Annotated in this window: 14 protein-coding genes; 4 read left to right on the plus strand and 10 right to left on the minus strand. The window is 44.3% G+C overall.

Annotated features, from left to right (window positions below; translation table 11 throughout):
- Positions 1-148: 148 nt before the first annotated feature.
- A complete protein-coding gene (locus QUA07_RS05300) occupies positions 149-2,014 on the minus strand; it encodes a DUF1998 domain-containing protein (protein ID WP_333323181.1) in 1,866 nt (621 codons plus the stop codon).
- Positions 2,015-2,122: 108 nt separating this feature from the next.
- Positions 2,123-5,923, minus strand: a complete 3,801-nt coding sequence (drmA, locus tag QUA07_RS05305; RefSeq protein WP_333323183.1) for a DISARM system helicase DrmA — start codon at positions 5,921-5,923, stop codon at positions 2,123-2,125.
- Between the two features lie 158 nt (positions 5,924-6,081).
- Here drmA and QUA07_RS05310 point away from each other — a divergent pair, with 158 nt between their 5' ends.
- Entirely contained in the window at positions 6,082-6,498 is a 417-nt protein-coding gene (locus tag QUA07_RS05310) for an element excision factor XisH family protein (protein WP_332968503.1), read from the plus strand.
- Complete coding sequence (locus QUA07_RS05315; RefSeq protein WP_015211713.1) at positions 6,486-6,833, plus strand: XisI protein; 348 nt, start codon at positions 6,486-6,488, stop codon at positions 6,831-6,833. Before QUA07_RS05310 ends, QUA07_RS05315 begins: the two co-directional genes overlap by 13 nt.
- Before the next feature lie 139 nt (positions 6,834-6,972).
- Here the strand turns inward: QUA07_RS05315 and QUA07_RS05320 are convergent, their stop codons facing one another.
- The 8 genes from QUA07_RS05320 to QUA07_RS05355 form a co-directional block, all read right to left on the minus strand.
- The gene (locus QUA07_RS05320; protein WP_333323186.1) at positions 6,973-11,055 is read right to left on the minus strand and encodes an Eco57I restriction-modification methylase domain-containing protein; all 4,083 of its coding nucleotides are present in this window, start codon (positions 11,053-11,055) and stop codon (positions 6,973-6,975) included.
- Between the two features lie 23 nt (positions 11,056-11,078).
- The gene (locus QUA07_RS05325) at positions 11,079-11,681 is read right to left on the minus strand and encodes a hypothetical protein (RefSeq protein ID WP_333323188.1); all 603 of its coding nucleotides are present in this window, start codon (positions 11,679-11,681) and stop codon (positions 11,079-11,081) included.
- A gap of 81 nt (positions 11,682-11,762) precedes the next feature.
- Positions 11,763-14,915 carry a DISARM system SNF2-like helicase DrmD gene (drmD, locus tag QUA07_RS05330; protein WP_333323190.1) on the minus strand — a complete coding sequence of 1,051 codons (3,153 nt, stop codon included), beginning with the start codon at positions 14,913-14,915 and terminating at the stop codon, positions 11,763-11,765.
- 343 nt (positions 14,916-15,258) lie between these two features.
- Complete coding sequence (locus QUA07_RS05335) at positions 15,259-16,656, minus strand: AAA family ATPase (RefSeq protein ID WP_333323192.1); 1,398 nt, start codon at positions 16,654-16,656, stop codon at positions 15,259-15,261.
- Between the two features lie 367 nt (positions 16,657-17,023).
- The gene (locus QUA07_RS05340; RefSeq protein ID WP_325314622.1) at positions 17,024-17,218 is read right to left on the minus strand and encodes a hypothetical protein; all 195 of its coding nucleotides are present in this window, start codon (positions 17,216-17,218) and stop codon (positions 17,024-17,026) included.
- Positions 17,219-17,603: 385 nt separating this feature from the next.
- Entirely contained in the window at positions 17,604-17,918 is a 315-nt protein-coding gene (locus QUA07_RS05345; protein WP_333224315.1) for a helix-turn-helix domain-containing protein, read from the minus strand.
- Entirely contained in the window at positions 17,890-18,237 is a 348-nt protein-coding gene (locus tag QUA07_RS05350) for a hypothetical protein (protein WP_333323194.1), read from the minus strand. The genes QUA07_RS05345 and QUA07_RS05350 overlap by 29 nt, the downstream gene beginning before the upstream one ends.
- Positions 18,238-18,337: 100 nt before the next feature.
- Positions 18,338-18,922: a hypothetical protein gene (locus QUA07_RS05355; protein ID WP_333323196.1), complete on the minus strand. Its 585-nt coding sequence runs from the start codon at positions 18,920-18,922 to the stop codon at positions 18,338-18,340.
- A 325-nt stretch (positions 18,923-19,247) separates the two neighbouring features.
- On the opposite strand from QUA07_RS05355, the gene QUA07_RS05360 reads away from it, so the two are divergent.
- Together QUA07_RS05360 and QUA07_RS05365 are read left to right on the plus strand one after the other, a co-directional pair.
- A complete protein-coding gene (locus QUA07_RS05360) occupies positions 19,248-20,420 on the plus strand; it encodes an RNA-guided endonuclease TnpB family protein (protein WP_333323198.1) in 1,173 nt (390 codons plus the stop codon).
- Positions 20,421-20,563: 143 nt separating this feature from the next.
- A complete protein-coding gene (locus tag QUA07_RS05365) occupies positions 20,564-20,776 on the plus strand; it encodes a hypothetical protein (RefSeq protein WP_333323200.1) in 213 nt (70 codons plus the stop codon).
- Positions 20,777-20,847: the final 71 nt, after the last annotated feature.

The raw sequence follows: 20,847 nt of genomic DNA on the forward strand, positions 1-20,847 counted from the left end.
TAGCTCGCATTAGCAGCTTGTTAATTGACTTTAGATATAGCAATCAATCCTAAATCATTTGTGAATTTCTTACTCCCTCCCCAAGGCATCGGGGAGGGCTGGGGTGGGGTAAAAAATTTACGACTCCTGCAAGGATTACTATATAAGATTATTGAAAAAAAGCTAATTCTGATAAATCAGCATTCATAGTAGGAATTAACAAAGTGCGATCGAGATATTTATTTCCCCGTTCGCAGGAGGTCTCAGGACTAAACAAACAAGCATGACAAGCCGCCCAATGCAAAGAAGTTGTATTTTGTAAAGGGCTATGTTCTGCACATAAAGGGTCAGAAGCACATAAACCAATTTGTTCTAAAGCTTGGTCAATATGACGACCCAAAAGCCCCGGTTCACCTAAACTGACTAATCCCCCTAGCGTACCTTCGCTGTCTGGTGCGGCTGTATAAATCAACACACCAGCCATTGGGCCATTATCTTCATTAGGATCTTTTGAGTAAATGCGTTCCCGCAAACTAGCAGCATTGTAACCACATTCTATTACTAATTGCCGCATCAAAGCATGAGCGAAGGAATGCAGTAAAATATAACGAATACGGGGGAAATTAGTATCAGGATCTAAGGAACGCGCCCTGCGCCAACGACGATGCGCTTCTAAGCTTTGTTGTTCGTATTTTGTTAATCGAGGTGTACTGGATAACCATTTTTGTAAGATTTCCTCTTGAAATTGCATAAAAATACCTTCGCCACGCACTTCAGAAGCTGGCACCCATGTAGGTTTAGAACGACTCAAAGGAGCCCAGTATTCTTCGGGTAATTCTCCTGTTTCAGCATAATCACCAGGAGATTCGATGCGGGTAAAACCAACTAAAGCACGAACTTCTCGCAAGCGTTCTACTAAGACAACTTTTTCAAAATAAGCTTCGTAACCATCAGGAGCGGCGACAGATGTTAACCGAAAATCAGCGCTATTTAAACTGGTGTTTACGTTAGAAAAAACTTGCCATTCGGGGGTTTTGATATCTTTCACATCCAGAAGAGGGGCTTCCCCAGCCCCCTGACGTTTTTGTGCGATTTCTTGCCAGATTTCACCATCTGAATATTTAGCAAATTCTTTGAGTTGACCGATTTGGCGGAAAGCAGCTAAAATATCAATTGTAGTAGCTTTTTCTAACACCGTCCAATGTTTATCAATTAGTTGCCCCAGTTGATTAATAGTAGTGGGAATCGAGAGTACAGAAAGGGTGATGGGAAACCAGCTATTTGATGCACCGAGTAAGATACTTTTCATTTGCTTGGTACATCCGTCTTCTGCAAAGTTGCGTAAATGGGGATGGCGGCCGCGACACTGAGGCATATTCATTTTACCAAGTTCGCCAAAGGCATCGGACAGCCGACGAGATTTACTGCAACCATCGCATTTTACTTCAATATCGGTGGCAGACCCAGAGATACCATATTCATAGAGACGCAGAGAACCTTTGCAATTACTGTTACCTCTATGAACGAAGTAGCGCCAGGGAAAATCATCTAAGTGTCCGTGTTGACAAGCTACTAAAAATCTCGCAGGGATGGCTGTTGGAGAAAAATTGCGGCAATTCCTATGAATGTAGCGATTTTGGTCGGGTCGATGGCGGTCGGTTTTTAACTCAAATAGCCCTGCTCTTAAAGGTGCGAGTAATCGACATTGGGGACAAACTACCCAGGTGGGGAAAGGTGAGACTGGAATTCCTACTTTGGCGCTTTCATCAAATAAGTTAGGGATAAGGTTGTTTGATTGAGATATAGGTGGCGTTAGCAGTTTTTTGACTTGAGTACCGATTTCTTTTTGCACTGCTGCTAGTAACCGGGCTTCTCCTAATTCTGAGGCGTGAGTGAGTTCCCAATCATCTAATCCCATTACCATAGTTGATAAGTTGGGTAAATCTACAATAGAACCAATGCCTGAAGAAAATAAAATTTGGCTGGGTCGGAGTTCGCCGACTTTGTTTTTAGAAGAGGATTGATTTGTTGTCATTGTATTAACTAATATATGGCGAACCTAAATGATTTGTGCAAATATCTAGCGGTTGTGCCGACGGCGCGCCCGCCCGTCGGCTGACAAGTGAATCGTGGGGGATTGCTTCTAAAAGTTTAAATCAATTGGGGTAGTTTCACTCATTGATTGTATTGGACGATCGTCATCATCGGGGATGCGATCGTCTAAAATTAATCCAATATTTGGTTCAACATTTCTCAATGAATTTAAACAAGTAAATGATTGCCAATTGCTTTGTCCTGGTTGTTCTAATAATCCCATTGTCACCCCATCTTTTTTAGTCTGATATCCTAATACTTTTCCTCCCGTTGTATCCGCTTCTGCTAACCAATAGTCTAATTTAGCTTCTAATTCCTGTTTTACTAAATCGCGGGTCTTAGTATCTCCTACTGCTAAAGCCCGATCGCAAATCGCATTAATAGCAGCTTCGACATAAGGATGATGGCGAGAAATTCTACCGGCTTTATCGTTCGCGTTTAATTCGCTACCTGCCAAACGCACTAAAGAAACGAATAAAGCAGCTAACCCTCGGTCAATGGCGCGGGGAGCAAAAGGAGTAATTGAGAGGGCTTCAACGTGCTGATAGAAGGTAGCATGATAATGTTCAAATTGCTCGTAATGAGATAAATCTCTCGGTCTGGCCCAGTTATAAACAGTAAATACTAAACCGGGGAAACTTCGCCCTACCCGCGAGGTTGCTTGGATGTATTCAGCAGTGTTTTTGGGTTGACCTGTCACTACCATTACGCCTAAACGTTTTACGTCTACGCCCACAGAAATCATGTTAGTAGCTAGTAAAACATCTAAGGGTTTGCGCTTGTTAGTTTTGTTGGACTTGTCTGAGGAAAAAGGAGTTTCTAACCAATTTAATACGATGGGAATATCGGTAGAATTTTTGCGCGAGGTCAATTCTTCTACTTCCAGTCTCAGACGTTTTGCTAACCCTCTGCGATCGGTTTTTCCTAAGCGAGATTGAATGTCATCATCTACTAAACGCCGAGTTCCTCCTAATTCCCGCATTGAATTAAAATAACCCACTAAGGTCATCCAAGGGTCAACCAGATCGCCATATTTTTCAAACAAATATTGAGAGGCTGCCAATACTGCTGTATAAACGCGAATTAATGCTGCTTTTAATCGCCTTCCTGTGGCACAAATCCCCAAATATCGCCGACCGGGATAATCCTCAGAAGGCGGACGCTGACAGGAAAAGAAGTTATCTTCAATATCTAATCCTTGGGGTGGAAAAACTTGTACTTGGCGCAAAAATAGGTTATGCACTTGGTCGCGCGCCTGTCTAATCGTCGCAGTGGAAGCGATTACTTTTGGACGGACTATTTTACCGTTGACTTCCCAGGAGGCCAGTTGATCTACGGCGGTTTCATACAGTCCGACTAGGGTTCCCAAAGCGCCACTAATTAAGTGTAATTCATCTTGAATAATTAAATCTGGCGGCCTCAAGGCATTAGTCGAAATAGTTTTAGCAGTAGGGAGTCCGTATTTACTGGGGTGAGAGTCTGTGTCTTCGATTTCAGGAGAACGAAAACCGTGACGGCTGCAATATCCGTCTACTTGTCCGAATAGCATTTGTACAGCACCATTCCAGGGCATTTGGGCAAATTTGTCAACAGTTGCTATGACTAATGTTGGCAAACGACGATATATTTCTTCATCTACAACTACGATGGGTAAACCTTCGGCGGGAGATTGCTTTTGGGTAAATAAACATTTACCTAAAGCATCACCACAGTAAATTAAAGTGCGTCCTGATCCTTTGGCAAAGGATTCTACTTTAATATGTTGTTTGCCGGGGTCAATTTGAGAACCACACCAAGGACAGTTAGTTAATTGATGGGGGGAACCGCTGCTAGTGGGTTGGTATTGTCCGAGTTTTTGTTTGAGAAATTCATTGCTTTGTTCCGTTCGGTTTGGTGTGGTTTTCATCCCTACCCATAACCCAATTCTAAAGGGTTCTTTTCCCCATTTATTTTCATCTTGGCGACGGATTTCTTCGCAGGCACAAATTAAGGTTGTGGCGCGTTGAAATTGTTGTAATGTTAAGAGGCGGAGGGTGTAGCGCATCAGGACAGCAACGCCTGCTGCGCCGGAACGTCCGGCAATATCTCCTTGCAATCTTCTCAGTCCAATGGTGTAGGCTGTTAATCCTAAATAGGCTTCGGTTTTACCGCCGCCGGTGGGGAACCAAAGTAAATCTGCGATCGCATCTGTGGGATGACATCGATCTGGGTGGTCTAATTCGGTGATACTGGGAAGATTTAGCAGGATAAAAGCTAACTGAAACGGTCGCCAGGTGCGATTCCTGGGAATATCAATATTATCCCATTCGCTGGCTTCGCCGCGCCGTTTATTTTCTGCATAAATTGAGTGAATCCGCTGCTTCCACATGGCGATATTCATAAATTGGAATGCTTCAGCAGCCTGATTATCTGTTTGTAATAACGTGATTCCTGCTTGAATCCGATCGCAAGTTATTTGACAATTTGCCAAAGCCGATTTTGCCGCTTCCTGATAATCCTCTAAATCGGCGGTGGAGTCGGCAATTTTCGCAGTTTGTTGGGTAATCCATTCACTATAAGCAATAGTTAAAGAACTTAAAGCAGTTGATAAATCGGGAATTTCTGCTAGTTCTTTCATATCTAAGATTAATCCCGCCAGTCCCGGTATTTCCTCAATAGTTGGCGGCGTAGTTTGGGGTATTTCGTAGGCGGGGACGACTTTAGTCTCAAGGCGGATAGCCCGATGCTTTTGGCTGGCTTCCCCATCGCACTTTCCGCCTGAAAGTTCCGCGTGTACGCCTGTCCCGTGTCCGACGGCAAATTCTATGCAGTTGCGGTACTGCATCGCCATTGCTTGTTCTTCGGCAAATAAGACGGGGTTGAGTTTACCGAGTTGGCGTTTCAGCCGCCGTTTAATGAAAATCTCGGGATATTTGGGGTCGGCAGACTCAACGCTTAATTCTGGTTGAAATAACCAAGCGCTATCGCGTCTAATTTCCGGTTCTTTTTGTCCATTAACTAAGAAGAGAGTCACGATCCAATCTTGATGCTGTTGGCGAATTTGACCTTGAACAAATACTGCTTTTTCGGGATCGATTTGCCAAGGATTAATCGCGCCTACTTTTAAGATAATATCCGGTGAGGTTCCTCGAATCGGGTAGCGCCGCCACAAGGTTTTTGCTTCGCCAGTCGAAGTTTTGGCGCTTTCGCTTTTCTCTCTTTCGTATTGTCCCCACCCTGCTTTTACTTTAATTGCTTTGGCATTTCCATCAACACAAAAAGTCATGCCAATTGCCGAGGGAAACATTTTCTCGGCGGGGAGAATGTTACTTTCGGTTGTGCCTTCTTCTAAAGTACCGCTACCGGAAATGGCTAATTCATCCATTTGTTCGGGCGTTTCTTCGAGTTCTTCGGGTACAATATGCCGATCGCTAGGTGCGATTAATCCGACGAGATAGCGATCGCTAACTCGCATTTCGTCTATTTCTTCATAGTCTCCTCCCGCTGGGCCGAGTAAATCATCTAATATTGCTTGTTCTAATTCTGCCCGAATTTGATAATAACTTGGCGTTTCTAAAAGAGAAGGATGATTATTTTTACTATTTTGATGGGTATTGTTTTCAATATTTGGATGGGTATTGAAATAATGTACAACTTTTTGAGCAATGTTATCGGACATTGTAGGATTTTCTAAGTCGATGACATCGCTATCATCTAAGCTAAGGCCATTTAATAAGACTGCTAAATGTTGTTTGTTGGCAGAAATTACGCTACTCCAATCTAGTTGGGCGGTGCGATTTTTTAACTGTTCGTTAATCGCTGCGAGGTCTAAGTTGCCAGGTAGTATAGCAGGGAGTTGGATAATATTCATAATATTGCAATATTTCGTAATATTCATAAATTAGAAATTTAGCCTTTTAGCATAATACCACATTTAAATACATAGGGTGCGTCACGGCTACGCTTAACGCACCATCTTTCACTAAATGTGATAGTTTTAAATTGCACCTTTATATCAAATCGTCTATTGTGGCTAAGGATCGTTTTCATCAAGTTGTTAAAACTGCTCTTACTAAGGATGGGTGGAATGTTACTCACGATCCACTTAAAATTAAAGTGGGCGGTGTAGATATGGAAATTGACTTGGGGGCAGAAAGATTACTGGCAGCAGAGCGAGGAAATGAGAAAATTGCGGTGGAAGTCAAAAGTTTTTTAGCTAGTGCATCGGCAATTTCTGAGTTTCATACAGCACTGGGGCAGTTTATTAACTATCGGGCTGCATTGCGTCGTGAAGAACCCGATCGCATTCTCTATTTAGCCATACCCGATTTAATCTATAACAGCTTCTTTCAACGTGATTTTCCAGCATCAATGCTGCAAGAAAATTCCGTAAAATTGATTATTTACGACATTGAACTGGAGCAAATTTCACAATGGAAAAACTAACGGATCAATTAACCAACTATCAGCAAATTGTACAGCAATTATTGATGGATTACGCAGAAATTAAGCCAGCTTATGGTGATATTGAAGTTGAAACTATCTTTGATACACAGCGAAATCACTATCAAATTGTGCATCTGGGTTGGCAGCATAAACGCTGGGTACATGATTGTATAATACATCTTGATATTCGCAATGAGAAAATCTGGATTTTTTACAATTCAACAGAACATGATATTGCAGCAGATTTAGTCAATTTGGGTGTACCAAAACAAGATATTGTGTTAGGTTTTTATCCTCCTTTCATGCGGGAAATGAGTGATTATGCAGTGGGCTAAAAGTAGAATAAATTTCGTAGTAAGCACTTTAGTGCTAGAGGGACTAAAGTCCCTACTACGAACATTTTACGTTTGTAGTAAGCACTTTAGTGCTAAAGGGACTTCAGTCCCTACTACGAACGTTTGTTTCATCTGCTAATCAAAATAAGCTTAACTGTCCCTCAGATGATACCTGTTTTTTAGCAGTTTTCCCCCCACTTTTACCCTTTTTCTTCCCTTTGTCGTGCAACCCTTGGGCGATTTCTTCGGCGTAGCGTTCGTGATTCAGCAGCAAGAGTCTATCTAGCACTTCCCGCCGTGCTGTTTCGCTGATGGTGTAGCGCAATCCTTGTTTGGTTTCGTGGAAGTCATGCCCTAAGTCTATGTCTTGCCAACCGTAGGCGGCGGCGACGGCGTTATCCATTTCTACGTGCAATTCTCGCAGTTGTTGAATATCGGGGGCGGTTTCGTCTCTGTTGTGGAAGCGGTTGTAGGTTGTAGTTAATCCTTCTTGGTGAGTTTGCATAATGCTTTGGCGGTGGGTGTAATATTTTTCGCCTATTTTTTCTAAGTTTGAGGTTGATGAGGGGAAGGGGAAGGTTTCAAATAAGTCTGATGGGGCGTATCTCAATCGTGTTTCATGAGTAGAACAATTAGCAAAAACCCAAACATCATGTAAAGATGATTGTAAAATAGAAAAATCTTTGTAACCTGATAAAGCAATAACTACGTGAGGACCTGCATAAACTATCCCTGTTGGGGCGAAACCAAAACAAACATATTTGCTAGTGAATCCGTGAAATAATACCCGAGTCATACCTGCGATCGCATTATAAAGTTCTGAACGTGATCGCTCATATAGCCACCATTTTTCACGCACTGACTTACTGAATGTATTCTTTTCTCTCTCAGGCTTAACCTTCTCTTCTACAATCGCCAAACAATCAGGATAATCAGCAGCATAAGGTTTGCCTTTTGGCTTTTTCGGATCATCATGTTCAGCATCCAAAGCCCAATCCTTAAAGTTTATCACCCAACGACTCGGAGATTGATCCGGGCGAGAATTCAAATCTTCGCCATTCAAATAAGGAAATAAAACATCTTTATTACGAGGGTCTTTTTCAATCAAAGCTTGTGCTTCTTCTGGAGTCAAAACAAAACCCATACCTAGCACATACGAACCTTTAAAAGAATTATCTTGATTAGCAGCTAACCGATAAGGATTACCAACAGCTTTACCCGGCGTTGTCAAAAAGGCAGTAATTCCATCAACAGGCTTTTCATCTAAAATAAATTTACCTTGCCAGTTACCTTTTTGTAACCAAACATGAGCCACTTCTAAACTCGCAGAACCTTCCCATTTGCGGCTAGAAACGGCACGAAAAATTACACAATTTGTAGCAATTAACTGATCTAAACCAACTTCGCGAGTATCCCCTTGAGCGATTGTATTTGTGGCAACTAAACCAAATCCACCCTGAGAATTAAGTAACTGTTGTGCCTTTAAGAAAAAGTAAGCACATAAATCAGCAAGCCCTCTTTTTCCATTAGCAATTTTTTCTACTAAAAAATCTCGATAATCCGTACCCAGTACACCCGTAATTTTTTGCCCTCCCTGAAACGGTGGATTTCCGACTAAAGCTGCAAACCCCTTGGGTGCTGAATCATCCGAAAACACCTCTGGAAACTCCAGATGCCAGTGAAACGGTCGCAACTTTTCCAAATCAGGCAGCACCTGACGCACCCGCTCAGAAACACTCGCCCCATCCCGAAACACCGTTAACAGCGTTTGCCTTAACCCTTCTCGTTCCACCTCAGACAAATCATTAAAATAACTAGCAACCAGCAAATCGCAGCCATCGCGCAAATCATTAGCAACAGCATTTGCCTTCGCCAACAAATAAGCCTTCTCGGTTTGGTCTTGCGCCGTCATCCCAGGTTTTGCTGCAATTTGCCGCCGCAACTCAATTACCTGTTCAACCTCCCGGCGAATCTTATCCGCAAACAAAGCAGGCGTACCCGTCGTGTCCAAATTCCAGTAGCGCAACTGTTCCAAATTCACCCCAACCAGCGAATCCCCCCACTTGAAGGCATGATCTAAAAACGTAAACGGACGCGCTTTCGCTAACGTAATCAACCACAGCGATAACTTCGCCATCTCCACCGCCAGAGGATTTTTATCTACTCCATAAAGACAGCGTTCCGCCACAATCCGCCGCGCCACCGTCAACCGTTCATCACTATCTTTCGGAATCGGACACTCATCAGGACGAAACTTAGATAAAGTCCCCTCCGGCGCAATCACTACCTTCCCCAGATTTTCCCGTTCCAACCCTTCCCACGCCTCCACCAAACGTTCCGCCAAATAGCGACAAGTCTGCACCAAAAACGCCCCACTCCCCATCGCCATATCGCAGACTTTGAGTTGCAGTAACTCCTTCGCTGACTTGAGCCGCCACTGTTCCTTCGGCTTCCCCTCTGCCACCCCTTCATAAACCAACGGTTCCAGGGTATATTGCACGATAGGTTCGGTTAAACTGCGCGGCGTATAATGCGTCCCCGTTTCCCGACGATTTGAACCTTTCGTGACGTAGACACTGCCCTCTGGAATCACCATTGGGTACTCCAGCGTGTCCAGGCGAATCAATCCGGCAAAGGGCAAAACGCGCTGATACAAATCCCCATCATTATTGCAAGCGGCTCGCAACCGCTCCTGCACCCTTGGCAAAATCTCCGCTGAGAGAGCCTTACGCAGGGCAGCAGGGGACTTATTCGACTGCTCTTTGACAAATTTGACCAAATCCTCCTCGCCCTTGGCTTGCAGCCGCTCCAACTCCCAAAGCGCCACCTCTGGTTCCCGTTCCCGCGTCCCAATCAATCCTAAAACCGGAGACGTTGCCCTGACTGCCGTATGGTCGAGCAAGCCTTCATAGACATGACCGATTTGCTCAATATCCAGCGCCCGAAACGAAAGCCGGCGCGGTTCCAGCGTCCCACCCACTCTGATTTGCAAAATTTGCAACGCTTCCAACAAATGCAACACAATCCGATTGTTCACCGGGATAGGTTCAGCAGAAATCTCCTGCCAGCGACTTCCCCGCACTCGCCCCTCCAAAAACGGGAATCTGTCCGGGTCGAACAAACTGCCGCCATAAGCCGGAATATCCAGCAAATCGTGGCGAATTCCCCCATGAACGGCGCGAAATGTCGCCAACAACCGACACCAGGCATCGCTGCGGCGTTCCAACACCTCCTCACCAAACTTATCCGCATCGCTGCGTAACTTAGCAGAAATGGTAGAAACCGCATAATATTCGTGATAAAGCGCTTCTCCCCCCGCCGAAGGAATCAACTTCCGTTCCTCCGCTGAAAACAGAAACACCAGACGCATCATCACCGTCAGCGCCGCTTCGTAAAGCTGAGGTTCCGAAATATCTTGCAAAAGAGTGCGATTTCTATCTTGGTCAATGCGGTCTAATGCCTGTACCAGCACCTCCACCGCCCGCCGTACCTGATAACCCAATTGGTCAGTAACTTCTTGCTGGTCGCTAATACTTTGAGTTAGCAAAGTTTCCAGTATTTCCGAGTCATCCACCCCAAAAAACCGCCTCACCCCCAACAAACTGCGAAACGCCCGCAAAGTCAAATGTTCTTCCAACCACAGCGTCCCATACCAAGAAATAAAACCCGTGGTTTCACCTCTAGGCGCATTAACTAACATCCAATGTTCGCCATTAGTTACTAACCCCAACCGCACATTAGCAGCGTGCAATAATTCCATCATCCGAGTCGCGGGACTTGCTTTCCAGCGTTGTCCTGCCAAAGGTTTCTCCAAATCCTGTTCGGCAGGTACAATCTGAACTAATAGCCGGGGTGTCCCTGCATTGGGTGTTTCTTGAGGATTAACAATTACCCAATCTGGCCGGAGAGTTTCGCCCTGTTCTGCAACAGTGGTTTGCAACCCAGGCGGAATGCGCTGCCCTTCTAACAATACCTCCTCCGGCAATTCCAAAGTCTGCCGCAAAACAAATTCCACCCAAGCGCGATGAATCGCTTTTTCAGGACGCGCCCCGAGTTGATTATCCTGCCATTCTTCATAGGCTAACCGTAACAGCTTAAAATGTTCCGAGTCATGGGCATCTAACCCACTGGGAAACACTTTCAGCAATACCGGTAAACTTAAAAAAGGCCCGGAAGCTTCAACCAGAGATAACCATTCAGCGTGGTGACGTGCGGTAGACATGATGGGTAATGGGGAATAGGTTTTTATGGCTGTTGAATGGCGCTGACTAAGATACCTAAAATTTTCTTGATATCCTTAATATAATATTCGCTTAAATCAATCGAAATTACTTTATCCTGTAACTTTAAAAATTGCCAAATCGTGCCGATGGTGATGACTCCATAAATACTTTTGATTTCATTTCCTTGTCGTTCATTAAATAACTGTGCTGCTACCATTTCCGCAATACACTGCGCCAACCCCGATTTTAAGCTTTCATTGTTCGTCTCCACCACCGTAATTACCGGGGCGCGAATAAATAAGTGTTCTTTCGATGAACTAATGATAAAATCACAAATGCCATTTAAACCTTGTTGGACATCAACCGGAAAGTCCACCCCCGAAAATAAACTAATTTTATCCTTAAATTTGCGCCTAATCTCTAACAAAACAGGACTAATAATCATTTCCGAACGAGCTTTTTCCGTATTAATCGCCACCGCCAAATCAACATTTTCACCGAGAATTGTCACCAGTAAATCGCTACATTCTGCTTCCGGTACATCCGCAAACATTCCCGACGCTTCATTCACCCTCAAACCAAACCGTTGACTTACTTCATTTAACTTAAAATCGCTGTACGCCATTTGTTTTATCTCCATTTGCACTAAAGTGCTTACTACGAACTTGTTTGTAGTAGGCACTTCAGTGCCTTTATTGATATTAATTTACCTCACAAGCTTCTGCGGAACTAAATATGTCACCGCCAAAGGAAACAATCGCGGCGTTGGATTAGCAAATCTCGCCCTAATCAGATCCGTTTCCTGTTCAATCTCGCGAGGAATTTGCTCAATTCTCAACTTTAAACTATTGACATTTCGCTCAAATTGTGCCTTTTCTTCCGTATTAAATAACTCCAATTGCTTAAACTCCGGTTCAACAAACTCTTTTTCAATACTAAGCTTTAACTCAGTTAAAATAGCCGTAATATCCGCCACCTCTTTATCAGCCCGGTTCTGCAAATCCCGTTGTAAACTAGCAGTTCTATCACTCATCCGCGCCTGCAAAGTTTTCAGCAATTCATCGGCATAATTCGGCCAAAAATTTGCTAATTTTTGTTGAACGCTATCTGGCGCTGCGTCTGGTAAAACTGCATTTAACGCCCCTTGCAATTGCATCACTTTTAACCGGGTAAATTTCCCATCCTTCAACATTCCCCCCGCCGTAATCACCTCTTCATGTAACCGTTGTTGGTCGGTTCCTAAAATCACCAATCTACCATAAGCAACCACCGCCGGAGTTTCCAACCCCGAACTAGCAGAAACTAACCTCGCCGTCACGCGATGCAAGCATTTTCTTTCCTCGCCAGACCACACCTCAGCCCGCAACAAGCGCAAACACATTTGTACTAACCGATGATTCAAATGTGCTAACACCACATTATCTTTACCCTGGGCTAATTCCGGGTCAAAAACAATGGGGCGAATCACCTTGGTATGGGGATGGGCTAACCCTTCGCTACACATCGCCCAACTGCTTTTTAGGGCTGGTAAATAAAAAGCTTTTCCCTTTAAACCTGCTATCTGAGTTTCTATCAGTGGCGGTTGTTCTGCTAACTCTAGCCCTATTTTTACTACTGATTCTATATTATCAGGAGTCAATCGTAAATTTTGGCGAGTTTCGTTTAATTGTTCCCGCAATTTATCAATCTGTTCTCTCACTTTGCGCTCAAACTTTAACATCCGTCGCACAGGTTCCGATTCCCGTTCAGATTTGCTAGTATCTAAAGTAGTCCGATATCCTAACATTGCTTCTTCTACTTGCTGGGCAATCACCATACCCACTTTACCCAAATCTTCTCTAATATTATTAACTTTTAATGCCGCCCGCATTAAAAATTCTAAATCACCTTCTAAATCACCCGGTTTAGTTCCCGTTACCGAATTTTGTTTATAATCTTTGCCGACAAAATGATAAACTAAAACCTCCTGAGCTTTTTGTCCGTGACGGTCAATTCTGCCATTCCGCTGTTCCATCCGATTCGGATTCCAAGGAATTTCATAATGAATCAACTTAGAACAATAATTCTGTAAATCTAACCCTTCCGAAGCTGCATCAGTTGCCAGTAAAATCCGCACAGGTGAAATATCAGGGTCGGTTTGAAAAGCTGCTTTGACTTTTTCCCTATCTTCCGAAACCATGCCGCCATAAAGAGTCATCAATCTGTCTCCTTCGATTAATCTTTCGGCTGCTAATAAATTATACAACCATTTTTGAGTGGCGCGATATTCGGTGAAAATAATAACCCGTTCTTTCGACCATTTCCCATTAGGTTTGATCTGAGTATGAATCCAATTCAATAACTCTTGAGCTTTGGCATCCGGTCGTTTGGCAGCATCTTCTGCCCAGTCTCGCATTTCTTGTAATAATTGTTGTTCTGCTGCCGAAAGTGGGCGAAACAATCTGCTAGTATTAGTAATTGCCTCATCGGTTGCTTCTTCGTAAACCGCATCATCGGCAAATTCTTCTTCAACTTGTTCTAATTGACGGCGTAAAATTCCCTCAGTTGGTCGTGATAAAGTGGTAGCAGTCCGGCGACGGGCTGAAGTTAAAGATTTTTCGTGCTGAGCTAAGGTAATCGCAAAAGCTTCTGGTGAAGAAAACAAGCGTTTCTTTAACAGTTTTAAAACAAATTCAGTAGCATACTTTTCTGTATTATCTGCCACACCTTTACCGCGTAATTCGGTGTAATGTTTTAAAGCTGCGTGCGCCCTCCGTTCTCCGGCGGGATAATCTACTAAAATAGGGGCTAAATTCCTTACTGGAAATAAAGGCGAACCATCCCAGTTTTGCATCTCCTGTTTCAGTCGCCGCACCATGACAACTTGCAGTTGGTTTTTGTCAGGAGAAACACCCCTAGCAAATCTTTGGGAGTCTAACAATTCTAATAAAGCGGTGAAACTTTCGGGATAACCGTTATGGGGAGTTGCGGTTAAAAATAATTTGTGTTCAAAATGAGGAACTAATAATCTAATTGTAGTGGTTCGGAGCGAGTCAACTGCATATTTTCCGCCGCCGGATGGTGCGACGTTGTGCGCTTCATCGACAATCAGCAAGTCAAAACGGCGGGGATAGAGGGGTTCGCCTTCGGCGGGGAGGAGTTCGCGAAAAAGACGCAGGGGGCGATCGCGCTTGATAAAGTCGATCGAGGTAATCAATCTGGGAAAATGCTGCCAAGGATTAACATGAATCCCGCGAGAACGCCGTAACTCCTTCATCAAGTTACTATCCACAATCCGAAAATCTAAACCAAATTTATCCCGCATTTGGTCACGCCATTGAATTTGTAGCGCTGAAGGGCAGATAATCAAAATGCGACGGCAACGATGGCGAATTGTCAACTCCTGCGCGACTAATCCCGCCTCAATGGTTTTCCCTAATCCTACATCATCAGCAATTAGTAAGTTAACACGGGGCATTTGAATGGCACGCACAACGGGGTCAAGCTGATAATCTTCAATATCAATACCGCTGCGAAAGGGAGATTGTATAGTACGAATATCAGCAGTTGAAGCGCCCCCCCAGCGTACCGCATCCAAAAAAGCGTCTAATTTAGCGGGTTCATCAAAACCTGTAGGTGGCGGTAGTTCCATCCGTTCGCGAATAAAAGCCCCCGGTTCTAATTCCCAGATTACCTGTAATTCTTCTCCCAAAGCATCATCTTCCACCGAGGAAAGCATCACCAGGTTTTGCAACTGCTGTAATCCTGGTAGCATGGGATTAACAGGTATGGCAGTGGGCCGGATTTCGGTGACGACGTATTGGCGCGATCGCACTTTGACTAACTGACCCAGTTCTGGAATTGCTCTAGTTAAACTCATACCATCCTCCGGGAAACTTTGACACTACTTCCGTCTGTGTGGCACTGTTTTAAGTTGGTGCAACTTTTTTGGTGAGATAAAGAGTGCGATCGCAACCTAACAATTTTCTCAGCTTTTACTCCCGTATTGTTATTGTACCCCATGCTATCTTTATATAAAGATTACTGTAATCGCCCTTGAGTACGATTAAAAAAGTAGCACATTTCAAGGGCGATCGTCTGGTCAGACTGCAAGCAAGTAGGAGTAGCTAGCGTTCGACGGTTTGCGCTCAGCCGGAACCGTCGAAGTCCGCAGGCATCGCCCTTAAACTCTAAAAGTGCCATTCAGCCAATATAAACTAGGCTTACTTAGTAACAAAAACCCGCTGCTTCGCACGACTACAACTCACGTACATAAGCTGATTGTGCGCTCGAATACTGTCGCGGTACTCTTTGAGAAATTGAGCTTTTTGACTGGGACAAACCCTAGCGAGGTACAGCAATTTAGTAGCGACTTTCCTGCCGATATCACTGCTATCAATTCCCACCTCCGTGAAAGTAGAGCCTTGAGAATTGTGTACAGTAATTGCCCAACAATTTCTCATATCTGCAAAGATTTCACAATGGTCGTACCATGCCTTCCATAAGCTCGGATTGCTTTTAGCATTTTGCAGCAGCCTAGCATTGTTCTGTTGGAATCGGCGAGCGTCATTTTCGTGGAGGATATAGATTTGGCGTCGGTCGCCTGCATCGGTTTTAACCTGGAGATTCCAGGCTTTATAGCCAGAGTACCTATCCTCTTGAAATTCGGCAATTTCCACTTCTGCTGATGTGGGCAGGATGACGGTTTTGCCGTCGGGAGCAATAACGGGAGCTTTAGCAATCAACCTCTCTCCAATAATAAATCTGGGAGCATTTTTTCCGTAGATTTTGGCTCTGATTTTGCTATTCCAGTAGGCGACGCGCTCGTTAGTGTAGCAGAGGATGCGAAAGCAATCAGGGTCTTGAGGGAAAGTAGAAGAGAACTTTTTTAAGGCGTATTTCAGCAGCGTTTTTTCTCGGACTAAGAAGGCTCCGTTTTTTTTATCAAGGCTGAATTTGGAGAAGGGTTTGAACGCCTCTTTGCTCTTGACAGCCGTGCGGCAAGCTGTTACGAATTCTAGCAGGGGGCTGCCCGCACCTTGCCTGACGACCTCTGTTAAAACGGCTTTTTCAGGCACGCTGAAGGATTGAGATTTTTTCTCTTCTATTTCGCCCTTATTAACAGGAGGCAATTGTGCGGGGTCGCCCATAACAATAAGCTGCCGATTGCTGCCGATGAGTAAAGCGCTAGCAATTCTTTCTTGAATAATATTCCACAGTTCTGCTGTAACCATACTGCACTCATCGAGAAAAATAGTGTCGTACAGGTGAAGGAAAGAAGGAGAAACTTGTTTGAGGATTTTATTTTGCCCCTGTTTGACTGGAGCTAACCCCAATAGCTGGTGGATGGTCATAAAGTCTACTCCTCTCAGTCCTTTTTCAGCAGCCATCCGTCGCAATACGCCTACAGCTTTATTGGTGGGAGCGGTGAAAGCGACTCTTTTTCCGGCGCTGACTAATTGTTCTGCTACCAGGTTGACAAGGGTTGATTTTCCCGTACCTGCATATCCAAATAGCCCGAATACCCGTTTAGAACTTGCTACAAATTGTTCGAGGAGTTGGAGGGCGTTGTTTTGTTGAGAAGTTAATTGAAAATTCGGTTTTACCAGTGTTTGAATCATAGGGTTGGTTTCTTCCACTATCTTTCAAACACTAATCAGCGCTAGCTGAAATTTACACAATCATTAATTGATGGAGACGATAATAATAACTCTAACAGGACTTACGCATAACCTCTATATGTAGGGTGAGCCATAAGCACCTTACCGCTACCAATAGTTTATTTAAACACTTGGGGCGTAAATCTTGTATAATTTGTTCTGTTGATTTGACTGCTACTCAAATTTTCCATAGTTAGGACTTATGCACCCATCAAAAACTCTCCCAGTTATCAGTTGGATTGATAACTAGGAGAAATTGTGGAGAAGCGGAGTTATTAATCTAATGCAGGTACTTTGACTAATTCGACTTCAAAATAAGTTTTGCCCATCAATCTTGAGGCAAAGCTGGCTGTTCTTGACTATCAAAAATAATCACAAATGTGCGATGTTTAACCAACCGTTGCAAAACCCGCAGATGCTCATCTGCATCGTTTCTCTTGCGAAATCGCGCCACAACAATACGCTGGCAATTAGGAAGTAAGCGAATTAAGCACCACGGGTGCAACTTCTCAAAATAGGTCATTTTAACCTCCTGATAACAGTAACAAATTGTGTTTGTGTTTGATTACCTGCCATTACCTTAATTGAAACAATATTGTCAAAGACAGGTCACGGTGATATTGACAATTGACTATATTTGTGCTAGAACAAGCTCAAATTATTTTTTGATGCTGAAAAGGCTTGATGTATATAAAATCAAAAACAATAGTGGCGCGTCTATTTGGAAATGAGGCATTAGAAATCTCCTCAGAAACTCGCAGGGGAGAAGGGGAGAGGGGGAGAGGGGGAGAAAGAGTTTCTTTGATCCATAACGGGTGATCCGCCTCCGTGAAACGCTTTGAAGTTTATCAATTTGAGAAAACACGGGCAATTGTTCTATACACTAATTTCAAGCAGACGCGCCATTACTAATGCACGCTATTATCTTCAGAAAGCCGACATAGCAAGGTTGCCAGTGCCTCTGGAATTTCCTCAAAATGTTCCAGCAGAAAGTCCATTACTGCCAGATGACGCAAATCGACAGGAGTAGGAAATCTTCGATTTTTTCCCTTTTTAAACCAACCCCGCACTGTAGAATTTGAACGGGAACAAATAAAAGCGATTTCCTCGTAACTCACCGCCCACTTGCCATAAAACTGCTTCGGCGTCATTCCCAATTGGCATTGACTGTAAACGGCAATCAAATTGCGCTCTCTACTTGTCAAACTTCGTGGCTTTTTCATCCTCAAACCCCTCCAAATCTTCCTCCCGCGCCGTATCAAACTGACACCAAGCTGCGCTCTTGGAATTAGCAGCCAGCCAAATTATGTAGCACCACATCCAACAGTACCGGCGCGGTTCGCAGTTGTAAAATTTGCCAATAACTATCCCCCAATCAGCTTCTTCGCCAACACCCGTCCAGCGCACCATCTCCCCGCACTCAAAGCGCGGCGTGTGAATTTTGGCAAAATTAGCAGGCAATTCGATTGAAGTTGGCATCCCCTTCAAATCTCTTAGCAACAGCGCCGAAATCAAATCTCGACTTCCTTTTAAGATTGACATAAGTTCATAGCTGTGAATCGATTGCACCTGACTTTTTTTGACAGGTTTTCAGGCAAATTTCTTGATAAAGAAATTGCAGCGCGATATTCCCCTAAATCAATCAACTGAAATCAAGCTGTGTAAATTCCTTTCTCCGGCATAATTGCCCTGTTTTGAAGTTAAATGCTAAGCCGTGACCCGGGCAGGTTCCTAAATTAGGATGCTTGGTATTTGGCAAAAGTTTATAACCTTTGTGGGGGCAAATATTACCAGGCAGCAAGGAGCAATTCGAGTAAGCTTCCTCCAAGCGTGGCAAGAAGTTGTAGTCGGCTGAAAGGATTGGTATATTGCGGTAGCACAAGCGCACCACTTGTTTTATTTCGATAACTTCACAAGCTAATTGAACTCGTGCTTGCCAATCTTCAGCAGTTTCCCCATCTGTGAAGAATAAGTTGATAAGTCGGTCATGCCAAAAGCGAAAGTCAAAGTGATAGTGGAGCGGTTCAAACTTGAGAATTTCTGCATCAGAGTGCGGTCGCTCAGGAAGTATAGAAATCCAGAAAGGGATGATTTTCCAGGGAAATCTTGATTCCCAACTGGGAGGACACCAGCTTTTTACGCATTGTACAAGCGCTCTTTCTCCAATGGCTACTACTTGATTCTGTGTTTTATTTTTGTTACGGAAATAGGCAGAGTTTTTGGCCATTAATTAGTGTTGCTAGGAATTGGCACTAATACCAATCTCTCTCATAGTTACAAGGAAAGATTGCGTTCGCTTAATGGTAATGATTCTGTTGTCAAAAATTTTTATGGATGCGTTGCAAAAATCTTTGCAGTACAGAAATCGCTGTCCAATTACCTTTATTAGCAGCTTCGAGATATCGCCGGATCGAATCTTCAGTTAGTTGTTGGTCAAGCCAATGCGTTAATTCCACTAGCTCCTGCTAAAATGGGTTAGAAACCCCGTGCTTCTAGCACGGCTTTACATTAGAACTTACGCATCTCACAGGATAATTGCTATAATGTGAGACATGACGCAAAAAGCCTTTAAGTACCGCTTCTATCCCACGCCTGAACAAGAAACCTTGTTGAGACGCACGATGGGCTGTACTCGTTTGGTCTACAATCGCGCCCTTGCTGTGAGAACACAGGCTTGGTACGAACAGAAGAAGCGAGTCGGTTACAGCGATACTTCGGCAATGTTGACCGAATGGAAAAAGCAGGAATATCTGCAATTCCTCAACGAGGTTAGCTGTGTCCCATTGCAGCAAGGATTGAGACACCTTCAGAAAGCATTCTCGAACTTCTTCGACGGGCGGGCGAAATACCCCACCTTCAAGAAGAAACGCAACGGCGGCAGCGCAGAGTTTACCAAGTCTGCCTTCAAGTTCAGAGACGGGCAAGTCTTTCTTGCCAAGTGTTCTGAACCCCTGTCGATTCGCTGGAGTCGAGAATTGCCACCAGGTGCAACTCCATCGACCATTACGGTGAAGCTCTCGCCTGCTGGACGCTGGACAGTTTCCTTGCTGGTGGATGTCGAGATTGAGCCATTGCCAAAATGCTCCAGTGAAATTGGGGTAGATTTGGGTGTGACCAGCCTGGTTGCCTTGAGCGATGGCGAGAAGATTGCCAACCCCAAAGGCTTCAATGCGAAACGCCGCAAGCTCAGGAAAGCTCAGAAGGCGTTGAGTCGCAAGCTTCATGGATCGAACAATCGCCACAAGGCACGACTCAAAGTGGCAAAGGTGCATCAGTCCATCGCTGACGCGAGAAAGGATTTTCTTCACAAGCTGACCACTCGATTGGTGCGCGAAAACCAAACGATCGCCGTCGAGGATTTGGCCGTGAAGAATATGGTGAAGAACCCCAAACTTGCCCTCTCCATCAGTGATGCGAGTTGGGGCGAGTTGGTAAGACAGCTTGAATACAAGTGTGACTGGTACGGTCGTACTTTAATCAAGATTGACCGATGGTTTCCGAGTTCTAAGCGGTGTGGCAATTGCGGTCACATCATGGAAAAAATGCCATTGAATGTTCGGGAATGGAATTGCCCAATCTGCGGGGCGCACCACGACCGAGATATCAATGCAGCAAAAAATATTCTTGCCGCAGGGCTTGCGGTGAAAGTCTGTGGAGCGAACGTAAGACCGGATAGGCATCAGTCTGATGGCAGTTGCGATGAAGCAGAAAGGTCTAAGAAGTGATTCTTGGAATCACCGTGGCTCAATTCCCGGTGAGGATGTCAAGGCGAGATAGCCTCCCTCTTTGAATTTTGTGTGGTTAATTGAAAGGGAGCCAGTTAAGGAATGAAAAATAAATAAGGTGACTAATAGAGCAATAGTTTACCTTGGATCAAGGCTTCTGGGGTTTAATTGTGCAAGTTATTGATTTTTCATTCCTAAGTGGCGACAGAGGTACGATCGCTTTATGCCCCCAACGGCTGCACGCTACAGGTCGTTTTCTGCAAGCTCACTCAACAAGCGATCGCCCTCCTGACGGCCCGCACCCCAACTGTTGCCCTAAACGGGTATCCCCAAATCTTGCCCTAGTAATGGAATAGTTTTTTGAGAGTATCACATAAATGAGGCGGTGGGGACTCAGCCGTTTCCACCGACACGACTGAGGCATCAT

The organism is Microcoleus sp. T3_A4 (genome assembly GCF_036700465.1).
In the GTDB taxonomy this organism is placed as follows: Bacteria; Cyanobacteriota; Cyanobacteriia; order Cyanobacteriales; family Microcoleaceae; genus Microcoleus.